The sequence below is a fragment of the Pseudomonas sp. COW5 genome, from assembly GCF_026240005.1.
GTDB lineage: Bacteria > Pseudomonadota > Gammaproteobacteria > Pseudomonadales > Pseudomonadaceae > Aquipseudomonas > Aquipseudomonas kribbensis.
In genome coordinates this window covers 4138062-4155429 of sequence record NZ_JAPHVP010000001.1, presented here as the reverse complement: position 1 = coordinate 4155429, position 17368 = coordinate 4138062, and the positions used below count along the sequence as shown (strand labels likewise).

Annotated in this window: 12 protein-coding genes; 3 read left to right on the top strand and 9 right to left on the bottom strand. The window is 60.8% G+C overall.

Annotated elements, in window-relative coordinates; translation table 11 throughout:
- From OQ248_RS18985 to OQ248_RS18965, 5 genes are all read right to left on the bottom strand, one after another.
- A complete protein-coding gene (locus OQ248_RS18985; RefSeq protein ID WP_265813611.1) occupies positions 1 to 1818 on the bottom strand; it encodes an ABC transporter ATP-binding protein in 1818 nt (605 codons plus the stop codon).
- The gene (locus OQ248_RS18980; RefSeq protein WP_085710830.1) at positions 1811 to 2446 is read right to left on the bottom strand and encodes a DsbA family protein; all 636 of its coding nucleotides are present in this window, start codon (positions 2444 to 2446) and stop codon (positions 1811 to 1813) included. Before OQ248_RS18980 ends, OQ248_RS18985 begins: the two co-directional genes overlap by 8 nt.
- Positions 2447 to 2448: 2 nt before the next feature.
- Positions 2449 to 3390 (bottom strand): rhodanese-related sulfurtransferase, encoded by a 942-nt coding sequence (locus tag OQ248_RS18975; RefSeq protein ID WP_114884678.1) that lies wholly within the window; start codon positions 3388 to 3390, stop codon positions 2449 to 2451.
- A gap of 117 nt (positions 3391 to 3507) precedes the next feature.
- Complete coding sequence (locus OQ248_RS18970; protein ID WP_265813610.1) at positions 3508 to 3807, bottom strand: BolA family protein; 300 nt, start codon at positions 3805 to 3807, stop codon at positions 3508 to 3510.
- Positions 3808 to 3819: 12 nt separating this feature from the next.
- On the bottom strand, positions 3820 to 4338 hold the full coding sequence (locus OQ248_RS18965) for a DUF2059 domain-containing protein (protein ID WP_085710833.1): 519 nt from the start codon (positions 4336 to 4338) through the stop codon (positions 3820 to 3822).
- A gap of 193 nt (positions 4339 to 4531) precedes the next feature.
- Here OQ248_RS18965 and OQ248_RS18960 point away from each other — a divergent pair, with 193 nt between their 5' ends.
- Entirely contained in the window at positions 4532 to 5926 is a 1395-nt protein-coding gene (locus OQ248_RS18960) for a class II fumarate hydratase (RefSeq protein WP_085710834.1), read from the top strand.
- A gap of 122 nt (positions 5927 to 6048) precedes the next feature.
- On the opposite strand, the gene OQ248_RS18955 is transcribed toward OQ248_RS18960, so the two are convergent.
- Positions 6049 to 7008 carry a DMT family transporter gene (locus OQ248_RS18955; RefSeq protein ID WP_265813609.1) on the bottom strand — a complete coding sequence of 320 codons (960 nt, stop codon included), beginning with the start codon at positions 7006 to 7008 and terminating at the stop codon, positions 6049 to 6051.
- A 210-nt stretch (positions 7009 to 7218) separates the two neighbouring features.
- Here OQ248_RS18955 and OQ248_RS18950 point away from each other — a divergent pair, with 210 nt between their 5' ends.
- Positions 7219 to 7413 carry a DUF6316 family protein gene (locus tag OQ248_RS18950; protein WP_265813608.1) on the top strand — a complete coding sequence of 65 codons (195 nt, stop codon included), beginning with the start codon at positions 7219 to 7221 and terminating at the stop codon, positions 7411 to 7413.
- A gap of 129 nt (positions 7414 to 7542) precedes the next feature.
- On the opposite strand, the gene OQ248_RS18945 is transcribed toward OQ248_RS18950, so the two are convergent.
- Complete coding sequence (locus tag OQ248_RS18945) at positions 7543 to 8727, bottom strand: thiolase family protein (RefSeq protein ID WP_119429702.1); 1185 nt, start codon at positions 8725 to 8727, stop codon at positions 7543 to 7545.
- Positions 8728 to 8828: 101 nt separating this feature from the next.
- Positions 8829 to 10343 (bottom strand): polyphosphate:AMP phosphotransferase, encoded by a 1515-nt coding sequence (gene pap, locus OQ248_RS18940; protein WP_085710838.1) that lies wholly within the window; start codon positions 10341 to 10343, stop codon positions 8829 to 8831.
- Between the two features lie 173 nt (positions 10344 to 10516).
- Here pap and mnmC point away from each other — a divergent pair, with 173 nt between their 5' ends.
- On the top strand, positions 10517 to 12496 hold the full coding sequence (gene mnmC, locus OQ248_RS18935) for a bifunctional tRNA (5-methylaminomethyl-2-thiouridine)(34)-methyltransferase MnmD/FAD-dependent 5-carboxymethylaminomethyl-2-thiouridine(34) oxidoreductase MnmC (RefSeq protein ID WP_265813607.1): 1980 nt from the start codon (positions 10517 to 10519) through the stop codon (positions 12494 to 12496).
- 20 nt (positions 12497 to 12516) lie between these two features.
- On the opposite strand, the gene OQ248_RS18930 is transcribed toward mnmC, so the two are convergent.
- Positions 12517 to 17298: an NEL-type E3 ubiquitin ligase domain-containing protein gene (locus OQ248_RS18930; RefSeq protein ID WP_265813606.1), complete on the bottom strand. Its 4782-nt coding sequence runs from the start codon at positions 17296 to 17298 to the stop codon at positions 12517 to 12519.
- Positions 17299 to 17368: the final 70 nt, after the last annotated feature.

Genomic DNA, 17368 nt, shown 5'->3' with positions numbered 1-17368 from the left:
CTACATCCGCTGCAAATGCCCATACAGCTTGGCGTATAACCCGCCATCAGCAATCAACTGCTGATGGTCGCCATCCTCGGCAACCTGCCCGCCGTCGAACACCAGCACCCGGTCCGCCTGCTTCACCGCTGACAAGCGGTGGGCAATGATCAGTGTGGTGCGGCCATGGAGGAACCGCGCCATGGCCTGGTGCAGGTTGTATTCGGTGGCGGCGTCGAGGGCCGAGGTGGCTTCGTCGAGGATCACCACTTTCGGCTCGGCGAGGATCATCCGCGCAATCGCCAGACGTTGCCGCTGACCGCCGGACAGGCGCACGCCGGAGCGGCCGACGATGCTGTCCAGCCCGTCCGGCAAGGCGCGGATGGCGGGTTCGAGCTGGGCGATTTCCAGCGCCTGCCAGCAGGCTTCGTCACTGCGGGTACGGCCCATGGTCAGGTTGGCCCGCACGGTGTCGTTGAACAGCGCCGGATGTTGCAGCACCACCGCGACGTTTTCCCGAACCGTTTCCAGGCCGATTTCCTGCTGGGTCGAGCCGCCGAAACGGATCGTCCCGGCCAGTGGCGTGTAGAGCCCCAGCAGCAATTGCACGAGGGTACTTTTGCCGCCGCCGCTGGCGCCGACAATCGCCACTTTCTCGCCGGGTGCGATAGACAGGTTCATTTGATCCAGCACCAGTTCATCGCCGTAACCGAAGGTCAGCCCCTGAACCTGAATCCCTACCGTATCGCGGCCCTTGAACGGGTCGACGCCGCCGGGGTATTGCGGCTCGTCGGCGCGGGCCAGCAGTTCGTTGATCCGCGACAGCGCACCGCCCGCCGCGTAATAGGCGTATTGCAGGTTCAATAGTTGCTCAACCGGGCCGATCATGAACCACAGGTAACTGAACACCGCGAGCATCTGCCCGATAGACAGGTCGGAGAACAGCACCGTGAGCATTGCCGCTGCGCGGAAGATGTCGATGCCGAACTGAAACAGCAGACCACTGGCGCGGTTCGAGGCGTCGGTTTTCCACTGGGAATTGACCGCGTAGTTGCGCACTTCCTGAGCCCGCAGACCGAGCCTTCCGAGGAAGAAACCCTGGCGGTTACCGGCGCGCACTTCCTGGATCGCATCGAGGGTTTCGCTCAAGGCCTGGGTGAAGCGCGAGGTGCTGTCGTTCTCCAGTTTTTTGAGATGTTTGACCCGCTTGCCCAACTGCACCGTGGCGTAGATCACTAACGGGTTGAACAGCAGGATCAGCAGCGCCAGTTTCCAGTGCATCCACATCAGAATGCTGGCAGTGCCGACCAGCGTCAGCATCGCCACCAGAAAACGGCTGAGGGTTTCGCCGACAAACTTGTCGAGGGTATCGAGGTCGGTGACCAGGTGCGTAGTGACCGTGCCGCTGCCCAGGCTTTCGTATTCGCCGAGGGAAATACGCTTGAGTCTTTCGATCAGCCGCACACGAATGCGATAAACGATGTCCTTGGCCAGCCGCGCAAACAGACGGGCCTGCAACACGCCAAAACACAGGGCGCTGCAACGCAAGGTCAGGGTCACCACCAGCATCAGGCCGATGTAGCCCGCCGCTTGCTGCCACATCGAGGGCAGCACATGATTCATGACTTTCAGCGCGGCATCGCCATGGCCGAGCAGGACTTCGTCCACCAGCAGTGGCAGCAGCAATGGAATCGGCACGCTGCAAAGCGTCGCCAGTACGGCCACGCCGTTGGCGATCCACAGGGATTTTTTGTGATGAAGTGCCAGTCGCCGGACTTCAGCCCAGCTCAGCCGGTCGACACGCTTGACGGCTGGCGTGTCATCGGCCGGGTCAGACACAGGCCGCGCGCTCCAGCCATCGACCGAGCAACGGCGACAGTTCACTGAGCGGCTGGTAGCCGTTGGTCAGCAACGCCAGTTGGCCATTGCGTTCGGCGAGCAGGGTCGGGAATCCGGCGATACCGAGATCCTGAACCCAGTTGAAATCGGCCAGTGTGGCCTCGTGCTGGTCAGCACGATCAAACAGGGCAGCAAATTCGATACGCGGCACACCGGCCTTTTCGGCCAGTTCCACCAGCACGTCGGCGCGGGTGACATCGCGGCCCTCGACGTAGAACGCGTGCTGGATCAGCCCCAGCAGCGTCCATGCACAATCCGGAGCCAGAGAACGCGCCGTGACGATGGCGCGGCAGGCGGGCTCGGTGTCATAGACAAAGCCTTCGGGCAACGCACCTTCGAACTTGAACGGCTGGCCGGTGGCTTCGGCGACTGCCTGCCAGTGTTCGAAGATATAGCGCCGGGTGGTTGGCTCCAGCGCCGCGCCACTGCCGGTGCGCAACCCGCCGACCACCAGGTGCAGTTCCACCCCGGCAGCCTGCGCCTGCTCCACCAATGCCTTGGCAACCGGGGCAAATCCCCAGCACCACGAACACATCGGATCCATCACATAGAGCAGGCGTGCAGACATGATTAAGCCTCGGAGGATGCTTGCTTATAGTTGTAGCCGATCGGGTGCGGCATGTTGCGCGCTTTTGCCAGTTCGATCTGCTTCTGGCGGTCGATGGCGCTGCGGCGAGTCTTCTCGCTCAGCGTGTTCCAGCAGTGCGGGCAGCTGATGCCGGCCACGTAATGCTCGGAGGCGCGATCCTCGACGCTGACCGGTGTACGGCAGGCGTGACACTGATCGTAGTCGCCTTCGCTCAGGTCATGGCGCACGGTCACGCGGTTGTCGAACACGAAGCAGTCGCCCTGCCATTTGGTCTCTTCCTGCGGCACCTCTTCGAGGTACTTCAGGATGCCGCCCTTGAGGTGGTAAACCTCTTCGAAGCCTTCGCCCAGCATGTAGCTCGACGCCTTTTCGCAGCGGATGCCACCGGTGCAGAACATCGCGACCTTCTTGTGCACGGCCGGGTCGAAGTGTTCTTTGATGTAGTCGGGGAATTCGCGAAAACTGGTGGTTTTCGGATCGATGGCGCCTTCGAAGGTGCCGATCGACACTTCGTAATCGTTGCGGGTGTCGATCAGCAGCACTTCCGGATCGCTGATCAGCGCGTTCCAGTCCTGCGGCTCGACGTAGGTGCCGACCTTCTTGTTCGGATCGACGCCTTCGACGCCCAGGGTCACGATCTCTTTCTTGAGCTTGACCTTGGTGCGGTAGAACGGCTGCTCGTCGCAGTACGATTCCTTGTGGTCGATATCGACCATGCGCGGATCGTTGCGCAGCCAGGCCAACAGGCCGTCGATGCCTTCACGGCTGCCGGAAACCGTGCCGTTGATGCCTTCTTCGGCGATCAGCAGGGTGCCTTTGATGCCGTTGTCGACCATCGCTTGCAGCAGGGGCTCGCGCAGGTTGACGTAATCTTCGAGGGTGACGAACTTGTACAGTGCCGCCACGACAATCGGTTGTGTCATGGGTGTTTCTCCAGGTGGCTACCCTCGTAAAGGGTGAACCGGATGCGAAAAAAAACGCGCCGGGTGAGCGGCGCGTTGCGGATTCTAGCAAAAAACCTCAGTTCATTGCTGCAAGGCTCAATGCTTGCTGCCGCCGGCACAGGTCGGCGACGCCGGAGCGGCGCCCACTTCTGCCCATTCCTGCGGGGTGTAGGTGTGCAGCGCCAACGCATGGAATTCGCCCATCAGCTCGCCGAGCGTGCCGTAGACTTTCTGGTGGCGCTTGACCCGGTTCAGGCCTTCGAACTGCGCACTGACCACCACTGCCTTGTAGTGGGTCTGCAACCCGCGACTGTGCATGTGGCTTTCGTCCAGCACCTGCAGATGCTCAGGCTGAAGCAGCGCCAGCGTCGATTCGATGCGTTGTTGCATGGTCATCACGAACTCCGCTTACTTCTTCTTGGCCGGAGCCGCGCCTTTCGGTGCCAGCTCGTTGGTCATGTCGTCCAGCAGCTTGTTAACCACAGGCACGGCAGGTTCCAGTTTGGCCTGGGTCATCTGGGCCGATTGCTGGGTCAGCTGCGGCATTTTTTCCAGGACTTTCTTGCCCAGTGGCGACTGGTAGAACGCGACCAGGTCTTTGAGCTCCTGTTCGCTGAAGTTGCTGGTATAGAGCTTGACCATATCCGGTTTCAGCTTGTTCCAGCCAATGGCCTGGTCCAGGGCGGCGTTGGCCTTGGCCTGGTAGGTATCCAGTACGGCTTTCTTGGATTCCGGAGCCTTGGTCTGTTCAAAACGCTGGGCAAACATCTGCTGCACTTGCATGTACACCGGAGTGCCCAGCTTGTCAGCGTGCGCCAGGGTCAGGAAAGCTTCGGCACTGGCGTTGTGGCTGGCGGTATCGGCAAGCACCTGGCCGCTGGCGCAAACCAGGGCAACCGCGGTGCAGATGGCACGAAGACGAGTCATCGAGTTTCCTTTTCAGCTAGGCGAGGTAAAACCCCAAGGGCGACCATTCTGCGCCTGAATAACGCTGCGGCTCAACCCCCGGGCCTTGCCGTGCTTGATTGGCGGGGATTTGCCGGTCAACAATCGACTGGAGGGAACCACCCGGGCCGACACCGGCCTAAACTGCGCAAACAGACCAACAGGAGTGTGCACGATGAGCCGTATCGAAACCGACAGCCTGGGCCAGATCGAAGTCCCGGACGACGCTTACTGGGGCGCTCAGACGCAACGCTCGCTGATCAACTTCGCCATCGGTCAGGAACGCATGCCCTTGCCGGTCCTGCATGCCCTGGCCCTGATCAAGAAAGCCGCGGCCCGGGTCAACGACCGCAACGGCGACCTGCCCGCCGACATCGCCCGCCTGATCGAACAGGCCGCCGACGAAGTGCTCGACGGCCAGCATGACGACCAGTTCCCGCTGGTGGTCTGGCAGACCGGCAGCGGCACCCAGAGCAACATGAACGCCAACGAAGTGATTGCCGGCCGCGCCAACGAACTGGCCGGCAACCCACGCGGCGGCAAGACGCCTGTACACCCGAACGATCACGTCAACCGCTCGCAGAGTTCCAACGACTGCTTCCCCACCGCCATGAGCATCGCCACCGCGCAAGCGGTGCAGACCCAACTGCTGCCGGCCATTGCCGAGCTGTCCGGTGGCCTGGCTGAATTGTCGGCGCGGCACATGAAACTGGTGAAGACCGGTCGCACCCACATGATGGATGCCACGCCAATCACCTTCGGTCAGGAACTCTCCGGTTTCATCGCGCAGCTGGATTACGCCGAACGGGCGATCCGCGCCGCATTGCCAGCGGTCTGCGAACTGGCCCAGGGCGGCACCGCCGTCGGCACCGGGCTCAATTCGCCCCACGGTTTCGGTGAAGCGATTGCCGCTGAACTGGCTGCACTTTCCGGCCTGCCGTTCGTCACCGCCCCGAACAAATTCGCCGCCCTCGCCGGCCATGAGCCACTGACCACGCTGTCCGGCGCCCTGAAAACCCTCGCCGTGGCGTTGATGAAAATCGCCAACGACCTGCGCCTGCTGGGCTCCGGCCCCCGCGCAGGTTTTGCCGAAGTGAAGTTGCCGGCCAACGAGCCGGGCAGCTCGATCATGCCCGGCAAGGTCAACCCGACCCAGTGCGAAGCGCTGTCGATGCTGGCCTGTCAGGTGCTGGGCAACGACGTGGCGATCGGTTTCGCCGCCAGCCAGGGCCACTTGCAGTTGAACGTGTTCAAACCGGTGATCATCCACAACCTGCTGCAATCGATCCGCCTGCTGGCCGATGGCTGCAGCAACTTCCAGCAGCACTGCATCGCCGGGCTTGAGCCGGATGCCGAAGTCATGGCGAAACATCTGGAGCGCGGCCTGATGCTGGTGACGGCGCTGAACCCGCACATCGGCTACGACAAATCGGCGGAAATCGCCAAGAAGGCCTACAGCGAAGGCAAAACCCTGCGCGAGGCGGCGCTGGAGCTGGGCTATCTGACCGATGAAGAGTTCGATGCCTGGGTACGGCCGGAGAACATGATCGAGGCCGGCGCCAAGGGCTGAGTTCTTCAGCGCCTGACAGTCCGTCTTCGCGAGCAAGCCCGCTCCCACATTCGACCGCAATCCCATGCGAGGAATGCGGTCGAATGTGGGAGCGGGCTTGCTCGCGAAGAACGATGACTCGGTTAACCTGCTGCTATACGCATCCGCCGCGCCTTGAGACCCGCAATCAGCGACGGCCCCAGTGCCACCAGCGCCGAACCCAGCACCACCAGCACCGCCCCGCCATACGCCAGCAAATTAATTTGCTCGGCATGCACATACTCGGGCCACACTCCCGCTGCCACGGCCACTGCTGCGAACGTTACCAGCGGCGTGATCGCCAGCGTCGCACTGACCCGCGAGGCCTCCCAATGCGCCAGCGCCTCGGCAAACGCGCCGTAAGCGATCAGGGTGTTCATGCAGCACGCCAGCAGCAGCCAGCCCTGCAACGGGCTCAACTCCAGCGCTTCCAGCGGATGAACCCACGGCGTCAGCAGCAAGGCGCAGAACAGGTAAATCACCATCATCACCTGCAGCGAATTCCACACCGTCAGCAATTGTTTCTGGCCCAGTGCATAAAAGGTCCAGACGGTCGAGGCCAGCAGCACCAGCAACACGCCGGCGGTGTAATCGGATAAAGACGTGAGCAATTCCGCCAGACGCTGATTGAAGAACAACGCAAAACCGATCAACAGCACCGCCAGCCCCATGCCCTGACCAATGCTGAAGCGCTCCTTGAACACGAACAGACTGGCGATCAGCAACATGATCGGCCCCATCTGCACCACCAGTTGCGCAGTGCCTGGGCTGAGCAGGTTCAGGCCCATCAGGTACAGCACGTAATTGCCCACCAGCCCGAGCACCGCCATCAGCACCAGCCAGCCGCCCTTCGGCCCGAGCACCTTGCGACTCGGCAAACGCTTTGTGGCCGCCAGATAAATGAACAGGCAGCCGCCGGACACCGTCAGGCGAAACCAGGTCACCGTGATCGGGTCCATCACCTGCAGCACCTGTTTGAGCTTGATCGGCAGGATTCCCCACAGAAACGCCGTCAACAAGGCCAGGAACATGCCGTACACCCAGCGACCCGATGAAACGTGCATGAGAACCCCGAAAGCCAATGACAGGAGCGCTCATTCTAGGCGCAGCGGCAAGCGCGACACAGGGACAGTTGCGCTCAAGCCGCAAATGAAACTGTGCAGGTCGCAGCATTAAATTGACGTGCTGCCGTTGATCGGCTGGCGAAGCGCTGCAAGTGGTTCAGGCATAAGCTCTTTGGATCCCATCCAGCGCAGCGCTCAAGGAGATCGATCATGTTCGGAATGCGCGCCCAGGACACCGCCCCCGCCACGCACTTTCGCAGCGACCGGGTGTGCCGGGTCAATGGCGAACTGTTTTTCAGCACTCGGGAGAACACCCTCGAAGGGCCGTTCGACAGCCCCGAGAAAGCCGAGCAGGAAATAAAAGCTTACATCGCGCGGATGCGCTTGATGGATTCTGGCAGGTAGATCCGGTCGCCCCATTCGCGAGCAAGCTCGCTCCCACATTCGATCACATTCCTTCAATAAGAATAGGGTCAACTGAGGGAGCGAGCTTGCTCGCGAAAGCTATCGACAGAGCAAAACAAATTTCCGGACTTAACGCACGGCCTCAAACAACCCGGTCGCGCCCATCCCGCCGCCCACGCACATGGTCACGATCCCGTAGCGCAGATTGCGTCGTTGCAACTCGCGCACCAGATGCCCGACCTGCCGCGAACCGGTCATGCCGAACGGGTGACCGATGGAAATCGAGCCACCGTTGACGTTGTACTTCTCGTTGTCGATTTCCAGCCGGTCACGGGCGTACAGGCACTGCGAGGCGAACGCTTCGTTCAACTCCCACAGGTCGATGTCCGCGACCTGCAAACCTTTGGCCTTGAGCAGCTTCGGCACCGAAAACACCGGGCCGATGCCCATTTCGTCCGGTTCGCAACCGGCCACGGTAAACCCACGGAAAAACGCCTTCGGCTTGAGCCCCAGTTGCAGGGCTTTTTCCAGGCTCATCACCAGCGTCATCGAGGCGCCGTCGGACAGCTGCGACGAATTGCCGGCAGTCACCGAACCATCCTCGGCGAACACCGGTTTCAATCCGGCGAGGCTTTCATAGGTGGTATCCGGGCGGTTGCAGTCGTCGCGATCAACGATGCCGTCGAGGATCTGCACTTCGCCGCTGTTCTTGTCCTCGACCCGGTATTTCACCGACATCGGTACGATTTCGTCATTGAACAGACCGGCTGCCTGCGCCTGAGCGGTGCGGATCTGGCTTTGCAGCGAATAACGATCCTGCGCCTCACGGCTGACGCCATAACGGCGTGCCACCACCTCGGCGGTCTGGCCCATGGTGTAGTAGATGCCCGGGGTCTGCTGCTTGAGCAACGGGTTGATCAGGTGATCGGTGTTGACGCTTTTCAGGGTCAGGCTGATCGACTCGACGCCGCCGGCGACGATGATGTCGCTGCAACCCGAAGCGATCTGGTTGGCGGCAATCGCAATCGCCTGCAAACCCGAAGAGCAGAAACGGTTGAGGGTCATGCCCGCCGTGCCGGTGCCCAGTTGCGAGAGCACCGCCACGTTGCGGCCGATGTTGTAGCCCTGGGCGCCTTCGTTGGAGCCGGCCCCGACGATGCAGTCCTCGACGCTGGCCGGGTCGACGTCGTTGCGCGACAACAAGGCGTTCACGCAATGGGCCGCCATGTCATCGGGGCGGGTCTGGTTGAACTTGCCGCGAAAGGACTTGGCCAGGCCGGTCCGCACGCTGTCGACGATCACCACTTCACGCATGGCATACCTCATTGTTGGAGTCGGTTGAGAGTGGACCGAGCATAAGTCCACCCCATCGCCGACCGCGACAATCATTCATCTCGCGTATGCGTGCCCATCGGTCAGTCCTTGTGCTTCTTTTCTTTCTTGTCGGATTTCTCGAAGGCTTCTTCCAGCGCACGGTTGATCGTGCGCAGCACCTTGACCCGGGCCCAGCGCTTGTCATTGGCCTCGACCAGTGTCCACGGCGAGATTTCGGTGCTGGTGCGGTCGACCATGTCCCCCACCGCCGCACGGTAGGCGTCCCACTTGTCGCGGTTGCGCCAATCGTCCTCGGTGATCTTGAAACGCTTGAACGGGATTTCCTCGCGGGCCTGGAAGCGTTCCATCTGCGTGTCCTTGTCGATGGCCAGCCAGAACTTGACCACGATCACTCCGGCGTCGGCGAGTTGCTCTTCGAAGTCGTTGATTTCACCGTAGGCACGCATCCAGTCGGCCGTGCTGCAAAAGCCTTCGATCCGCTCCACCAGCACCCGGCCGTACCACGAGCGGTCGAACACGGTGAACTTGCCCCGGGCCGGAATGTGCCGCCAGAAACGCCACAGGTACGGCTGCGCCCGCTCCTCTTCGGTCGGCGCGGCAATCGGCACGATGTTGTACTGACGCGGATCGAGCGCCGCCGCAACCCGGCGAATCGCTCCGCCCTTGCCCGCCGCATCGTTGCCTTCGAACACCGCCACCAGCGCATGACGGCGCATGCGCTTGTCACGCATCAGCCCGGACAGTCGTGCCTGCTCGGTGATCAGCTGCTCTTCGTAATCCTTCTTGTCCAGGTTCTGGTTCAGGTTGAGGCTGTCGAGCAGGTTCAACTGATCCACCGACGTGCCCAGCGGCTGGGCACTGACAGCGTTCGAATGCACGTCCGGACGTTTCAGCGCATTTTGCAGGCCTTCGAGCAGTATCTTGCCCACGGTCAGGCTGCGGTAATGCGCATCCACCCCTTCGATGACATGCCACGGCGCATAATCGCGACTGGTGCGACGCAACACACGCTCGCCATATTTGACGAACTTGTCGTAGGTCTCCGATTGCTGCCAGTCCAGCGGACTGATCCGCCAGCTGTGCAACGGGTCATCGGCCAGAGCCTTTAGCCGCGCTTTCATCTGTTTCTTGGACAGGTGGAACCAGAACTTGAAGATCAGCGCGCCTTCATCGCACAGCATTTTCTCCAGCCGTTCGGCACCGGCGATGGCCTGATCCAGTCGCGGGTCCTTGAACAAACCGTGCACCCGGCCCTGCAGCATCTGGCTGTACCAGTTGCCGAAGAAAATCCCCATCCGCCCCTTGGCCGGCAACATTCGCCAGTAACGCCAGGCCGGTGGTCGCGCCAGTTCTTCGTCGGTCTGCTGGTCGAAGGTACGCACTTCGATCAGGCGCGGATCCATCCATTCGTTGAGCAACTTGACCGTCTCGCCCTTACCGGCGCCTTCGATGCCGTTGATCAAAATGATCACCGGAAAACGCTTTTGCTGCTGCAACTCGAACTGGACTTCCAGCAGTGCTTCACGCAGCGCGGGTACGGCGGCGTCGTAGGTTTCTTTGTCGATGGCGTGACCGATTTCAGCGGATTCGAACATAGGGACGGCTCCTTCCAGGATTCAGCAAGACTAGCGGATTGGGCACAGACACGGCACAGAAATTCCCGCCGGGGGCGGATTGTCCTTGAGTCATCCGCGGCAAGGCTTGCCATGGATCAAGCGCCGCCCGCGTGATCGGCTAGAATGGCCGCCTTGCCGTTGCCGAGCCTGCCATGAAACCTGTAATGCCCCACGCCCAACTCGACTGGGATGACCAGGGACGCCCGCGTTCGCGAGTGTTCGACGATGTGTATTTTTCCGACCAGTCGGGGCTGGATGAAACCCGCTACGTGTTCCTTGAACAGAATCGACTGGCCGAGCGTTTTGCCTCGCTACCGGCGGGCGGGCGACTGGTGATCGGTGAAACCGGCTTCGGCACCGGGCTGAATTTTCTCTGCGCCTGGCAGTTGTTCGATCAGCATGCGGAGGCCGATGCGCGGCTGCATTTCGTCAGCGTGGAAAAGTACCCGCTGAGCCCTGCGGACCTGCAACGGGCGCTGGCGTTGTGGCCGGATCTCAAGCCGCTGTCCGATCAACTGCTAAAGCATTACGTGGCGATCCATCAGGGTTTCCAGCGCATTGTTCTGGATAACGGTCGCGTGACCCTGACGCTGTTGATCGGCGATGCGCTGGAGCAGTTGCCGCAACTGGACGGCCAGATCGATGCGTGGTTTCTCGACGGCTTCGCCCCGGCGAAAAACCCCGAAATGTGGACCGCCGAACTGTTCGCCGAACTGGCACGTCTGGCGGCGCCCGGTTCGACCATCAGCACGTTCACCAGCACCGGCTGGGTGCGACGTCTGCTCAACGCCGCCGGGTTCAAGATGAAGCGCACGCCGGGCATCGGCCACAAATGGGAAATCCTGCGTGGCGAGTTTCTCGGCTGGCCGGAGGATGTGCCGTTACCCGCCGCGGACAAACCGTGGTTCGCCCGCCCGGCGCCTGTCACTGGAGAGCGTCGTGCTCTGGTGATCGGCGCTGGCCTGGCCGGTTGCGCCACGGCGGCCAGCCTCGCGGCGCGGGGTTGGCAGGTCAGTTTGCTGGAACGGCATGCGGCGGTGGCGCAGGAAGCCTCGGGCAATCCCCAAGGCGTGCTGTATCTGAAATTGTCTGCCCACGGCACCGCGCTGTCGCAGTTGATCGTCAGCGGTTTCGGCTACACCCGCCGCCTGTTGGAAACCCTGCAACGGGGCACCGACTGGGATGACTGCGGCGTGCTGCAACTGGCGTTCAATGAAAAGGAACGCGAGCGTCAGGCGCAACTGGCGGCCGCGTTTCCCGAAGACCTTCTGCAATGGCTTGATCAACCCGAGGCTCAGGCCCGCGCCGGGATCGGTCTGGCCCACGGCGGTTTGTATTATCCCGAAGGTGGCTGGGTGCATCCGCCCGCGTTATGTCAGGCGCAAGCTGCGCAACCGGGCATCACACTGCTGACTCATCAGGACGCCATTGAGCTGCACAAGGTCGACGGTCAGTGGCAAGTTTTCGACGGCGGACGATTGATCGCAACAGCGCCCGTCGTGGTACTGGCCGGCGCCGCCGAGATCAAACGGTTTGCACAGAGCGCCGAACTGCCGCTCAAACGCATTCGCGGACAGATCACCCGTCTGGCACAGACCGAAGACAGCGAGGCATTGGCAACGGTGGTCTGCGCTGAGGGTTATGTGGCCCCCGCCCGCTTGGGCGAGCACACCCTGGGCGCCAGCTTCGACTTCAACAACGACGACCTGACCCCGACCACCGCCGAGCACCTGGGCAATCTGGCGATGCTCGAAGAAATCTCCGACGACCTGGTCTTGCGCCTGCACATCAAGGATCAGGATCCCGAACGCCTTGAAGGACGCGCCGCATTCCGCTGCACCAGCCCCGACTACCTGCCGATCGTCGGCCCGCTCGCCGACCGCGAAGCCTTTGACCACACCTACGCCACGCTGGGCAAGGATGCACGGCAGGTGCCGGATATCACCTGCCCTTGGCTTGATGGACTCTACGTCAACAGCGGTCACGGCTCTCGAGGTCTGATCACCGCGCCACTGTCAGGTGAGTTGATCGCGGCCTGGCTGGATGACGAACCGTTGCCCGTGCCCAGAGGCGTGGCGCAAGCGTGCCATCCGAACCGTTTTGCCCTGAGACGACTGATCCGGGGCAAATGACCGCATAACCCGGATCGGGATCATCCCTCAGGCAATAGGCAAGCGTTGCCCTCGACCAGCCGCAGCACTTGCTCGCTCAATCGCTCGAGCAAGTCGCTTTCCGTTTGTTCAAGCCGGCTCGCACACAGGTTCATTTCCCTCAGGTAATCCGCCGAGCTGAGTTCTTCGGCTTGCTCGAATAATGCCTGGGTTTCCTCGTGGTGAGGTGCACGGGCGTCGTCGAACTGCTGTGCGAAGCTGCTTTTCACGTAATCGCTCCAGAACGGCTGACGAACCAGAAACCTAAGCCATTCCGCAGACAGCTCGGCAGTCTGGATCCGATTGATGGCTTCCAGCAGGTCCGCTCCGCTCACTTGTGCGATTGAGGCATAACGCATGTGCGAAGGCTGCCCGGGCAATTCGAGGGATTCTGCCAGCCCTGAGCGGTAAGCAAGGGCCACCTCCAGAGGGTCGGGTGCCGAGTGTGTCACTGCATGCTCCGCTGCAATCCGGTCCAGTTGCTCAAGGCGGAACAGCCCTCTGGCAAGCTTGATCAGCGATGTCGCCGAAGGTTGCCGACCACCGGAAATACGCGTAACGCGACGGACCTGCACGGCAACCTCCAGATAACTGAAGTTCAGCGCCGCATTGTCCGTGCAATTGATCGGATTGGCCGCCAGATCGAAGATCTGATGCCGCAATTCAGCATCGGTTTGCGTTGCCTCCAGGACGTTCCAGACCCGACGCGACATGTCTTCGCGTACGTGTTCGGATTCGGCGGAGTTACCCAGCTCTGCCAGCAACTGGAACAACCCCTCGGCCATTGGATCGTCTTTGATCGCGGTCCATGTCTGTAGATGCCGGGATCCCACCGTCCCACCTGTTTCAGTCAGCCAGATCGAGCGTGCCAGGTTCTCGTCGAGCCGCGCATTGTCGTTTTCCAGATACCCCATGCCCACCCCCACCGTCTTTTGATAGGAATCGAGGTGGACTTTGCTGGCGTCGGAAATAGGGTTGTTGCGCAAGTTGATCGTTTCGCTGAAGCGCCTGGAGGTTGCGAAGAGCCAGTCAGGCAAATCACGAATATCGTTGTCGCGCAGATCCACACGCTCCAGATTCGGCAAGAACCGCAAGCCCTTGGGCAGCTCTGTGGCGCGGGTGTTACGCAGATAAAGATGATTCAGGTCGTACAGGTTGCCGACATCCACCGTAGCGCCCAGACGATTCCCGCTCAGATTCAGACTTTGCAGCGTGCGTAGTCTGGACAATTTCACCAGCGAGTGTTCGGTCAGCTGGATCCGGTTGGCCTCCACGCTCAAATGTTTGAGGTTCGGCATATGCGAAATGATCTCGGGCAGCCGGGTCAGCTGATTCCTGTCCAGCCCCAGTGACTCGACCTGCTTGAAGGCTTTGAGGAAGTAAGCGACGTCGTCGTCCAGTTGCATGTTTTGCAGGGACAGGTACTTGACGTGGTCGAAACTCAGCCCGGGCGGCAGGATCGGCAGCTTGCCGAATCGCATGCCATCGAGGTTCAGGCCGTACACCGGACGCTGGAATTCATCTCGCTGAAAAACCAGCCGACAAAAGCAATCCTCGATCTCATACGCCACGATCTGCCGGCACTCATGCACTTCATTCAGTATGCCGCCGAGTGCTTTCATGGCCGCCTCATCTTCCATCCAGACATCCATGACATCGCGCAGTCTCCTGAGCTGCTCCTGCAGCTCTCTGACCCGAATCGCCCGGCTGAGATGATCGTTGCCTGCCTGATCAAGAAACTCATTGGCCTGCTGGTCGGTGAACAGCGGAAAGAGTCTCTTCACTTTGCGCACCAGACGCCGTGAGTGGGCCGGCAGTTCGACCGGCGAATCGGAAAGCGTACACGCAGATTCGTAGGTCGGTGGGTTGAATGGCTCCCCCGCCAACAAGCGGGCGCAGCCTTCACGGTCATCCAGTGCCGTATTCAACAGCTTGTGTCGTAGACGCCAGCCATCGTCCGACGTCGCCTCAGCGAATCCCATAGTCTTGCGCCGGCCAGGCGGCAGACTTTTCATGATCGCCTGATAAAGACTGTCGGGGCCCGCCGCAACCTGACCGAGCGATTTGGCGTGGCCGTCGAATAGCTCGTAACCACTTTTCAGTCTGACCAGTGTGCGGGCATCCGCCGAGGTGAACGGATGAGGGCCGATGGATTCCAGCAGAGTTCCCTTGAGCGTCTGTGCACGCACCTGCAGTGGCAGTTGCTGATCCCAGCCACTAATCTGCGGCAACAACCGGATCGCCAGTTTCTCGGTGTCGGCATTGGCGATGTCGGCAAGATAAAAACCGGTCAGCGCCCGTTCGAGCCGCACAGTGCCTGAAGCCTGTCGAAGGCGTTGCGCCAGTCCCATCGGTATCCGTCCGGTGGTACGCAGATGAGACCGCTCCACACTGGGTGACTCTCTGAGCAGCTCCCGTGCCTGGCGTACCGGTACTTCGGGACAGGCACTGCGAATCTTAAGTACTTCGGCGGATTCGCTTCGATCATAGCGTTGATACAAATGATCGAATACCGGGCGACGATCCGCCCTGACCTCGGTTCCCAGCATTTTTGCCAGTTGCACGCCTTCATCCCCAGGGGCAACGCCGACTCCCAGCAAGGCTTGTTTCTCTTGCGCTGACATGCCTCCAAGTACCGTCTTTAGAAGCTCTCCTTTATCCAGTTGATCCTGGCGCACGATGAGGCTCACGGTGTCATCATCGATCGAATTGGCAGGATAGGTCGCCTTGATACTTGCCTTGTCGTCGACGACCTTGATGTAGCGATCCTCCGGCCATTTGGCGAGCCGGGGCAACGCATGCAGTTGTTCCTGAACGTGTCGAGGGTCGCCAGCTTCGCCACGCTCCATTGCAGTAATGAAGTCACGCAGCCTGCGCTCTATCCGGAAGCGTTCGACCGTGTCACGCAAATGGGCGGGGAGCAGCCGGTTGTTGCGACTGAGACGGTGCAGTTCATCCAGACCGATATCACTCAGCCGACGAATCATGTCCAGGCGACTATCCTCGAACTCCGCCAGCGTCGGATCGATACGTTTGAGCGTATGGGCGCCGCTCCAGTGCTCGATCGGTTCCGATTCATGACGCCAGCCGCCGCGTCCATTGTGCTCAAGCTTCGGTGTGTACGCCTGCGCTCGTCGGGGATGCCGGATATGCCAGGCACCGGACGCAAGATCCTGCTCGACTGCAAACTCCCGACCTTCGATACGGACGAATATTTTATCCTCCACCCGATACAAACCGTCAGCGCCAGGCTCTACGGTTATCCCTGCCGGCAAAGGGTGCTCGTAGGCGCTCAGCTCAGGCTTCCATAGACGGGCCTGTCCCTGTCGGTCGAGAATGGACTTGAAGGGTTCAAAGAATTCCGGATGCTTGCGCACTGTCTTGATTGCCAGCGACTTCACGCCCTTGATTCCCGCGCCAACGGCGGCCATGAGCGCGATGTTTTCGGCAACACTGAGCATGTGTGACAACGCTTCCTGCCGATCGCCGCGACGCCAGTCCTCAACCCCCTCATAGACTTCGGCGAGCAATTGTCCTACGGCCACGCCCATCATCAACTGCCCGAGCACCGGCACGACAAGGCCGGCCAGGTTCGCGATTGTCATGCCGATTTCCAGATAGTGAAGCAGCCGCTTCTCGCGCTCCTCTTCATCGACATCGGCAGTCGGTACAGCGAGCGCGCGGACATCGAACTCCAGTTTGGCGACATGGCTCTTGAGCAAATAATCCAGGATGGAGCCGGACATGGCCAACTGCTTGATATGCCCCAGGCTGCGGTCCGTGGAAAATGCCGCGAAAAAATCCGCCTTGTCGGCTTCACCGAGGCAATGGGTGAAATACGTCTTGTAGCTCTGGATACCCAACTTGAAGCTCAGGTATTGCGCAAACGCCGTGAAGCTGGCGTATTCGTACAGTGGCTGGTCAGGTTCGCCGGGCATGTACACCAGGCACCATTCATCCGGGTACAGCTCAACGGAACGCCTGGAAAACACCACGACACCCCAGATGCAGCAGCCGTGTATTTCGATGCCCTGCATGATCAGCGGCCGGCCTTGGTATTGCAGGCTGACGTCGTCGGCAATACCGCCCGCATCGATCAGGCGCCGGACGGTTTCAAAGCCATCCTGAGTGATGTGTTCTTTTACCAGGGCCAGATGCAGGTCGAATTGCAGCAACAGTTTTTTCAGCGTGGAGATGTCGCGGATCATCGGGCTGGTGACCTCGGTCTTGCCATCGACTTCTTCCAAACCGAACACCTGCTGAAAGTGCCGCTGGTACTGTTTTCCGAGATCCAGCTCACGACAGAATGCGGCAAACGTCGCAGGCGTCAGATCCTTGATACCGTCAGGCTCGTTAGCGATGCGGATCACGCTGCCCTGAGGCAAACCACCGTCCAGCGCCTCGTCTTCCGTGAAGTTCTGCATCGCTGCCTCCAGCAGTGTCAGCCTGGCGGGCGGGATGACCGGCGCCCCTCCACCGGGCGGGATGACAGGCTCGCAGCCACACGGCCCTCCCGGCAGTTCGAGAAAGTCTTTTTCGACATCGATGTCACCAGGCCAACGAGCCGCCACTGCGTTGTTCAGCTTGACGAAGCAAAAGTCGTTCAACGGACTCAACGCGCGTAGATCAACTTCGACTTTCGCCTGAATATCGTGCAGATCGCGCGCCGTCTGATCGAGTGCCGTCAGAGTCGTGGCGGACGCCTTCAGCAACCGCGCAGGCAGGCTCTTTTGCAGTGTCCGGGCAGTATCCAGATCGCCAGTGGCCTCCAGCAAATAGGTCAATACCTGCTTCTGTGTCAGTGGCGATGGTGGTGGTGGTGGTGAGCCATCCGATTTTATAAGTGACATGGGC

Bases quoted from the DNA above. Each gene is read 5' to 3' on its own strand.
- OQ248_RS18980 (WP_085710830.1), bottom strand. From the start codon at position 2,446: ATGTCTGCACGCCTGCTCTATGTGATGGATCCGATGTGTTCGTGGTGC.
- OQ248_RS18975 (WP_114884678.1), bottom strand. From the start codon at position 3,390: ATGACACAACCGATTGTCGTGGCGGCACTGTACAAGTTCGTCACCCTC.
- OQ248_RS18970 (WP_265813610.1), bottom strand. From the start codon at position 3,807: ATGACCATGCAACAACGCATCGAATCGACGCTGGCGCTGCTTCAGCCT.
- OQ248_RS18965 (WP_085710833.1), bottom strand. From the start codon at position 4,338: ATGACTCGTCTTCGTGCCATCTGCACCGCGGTTGCCCTGGTTTGCGCC.
- OQ248_RS18960 (WP_085710834.1), top strand. From the start codon at position 4,532: ATGAGCCGTATCGAAACCGACAGCCTGGGCCAGATCGAAGTCCCGGAC.
- OQ248_RS18955 (WP_265813609.1), bottom strand. From the start codon at position 7,008: ATGCACGTTTCATCGGGTCGCTGGGTGTACGGCATGTTCCTGGCCTTG.
- OQ248_RS18950 (WP_265813608.1), top strand. From the start codon at position 7,219: ATGTTCGGAATGCGCGCCCAGGACACCGCCCCCGCCACGCACTTTCGC.
- OQ248_RS18945 (WP_119429702.1), bottom strand. From the start codon at position 8,727: ATGCGTGAAGTGGTGATCGTCGACAGCGTGCGGACCGGCCTGGCCAAG.
- pap (WP_085710838.1), bottom strand. From the start codon at position 10,343: ATGTTCGAATCCGCTGAAATCGGTCACGCCATCGACAAAGAAACCTAC.
- mnmC (WP_265813607.1), top strand. From the start codon at position 10,517: ATGAAACCTGTAATGCCCCACGCCCAACTCGACTGGGATGACCAGGGA.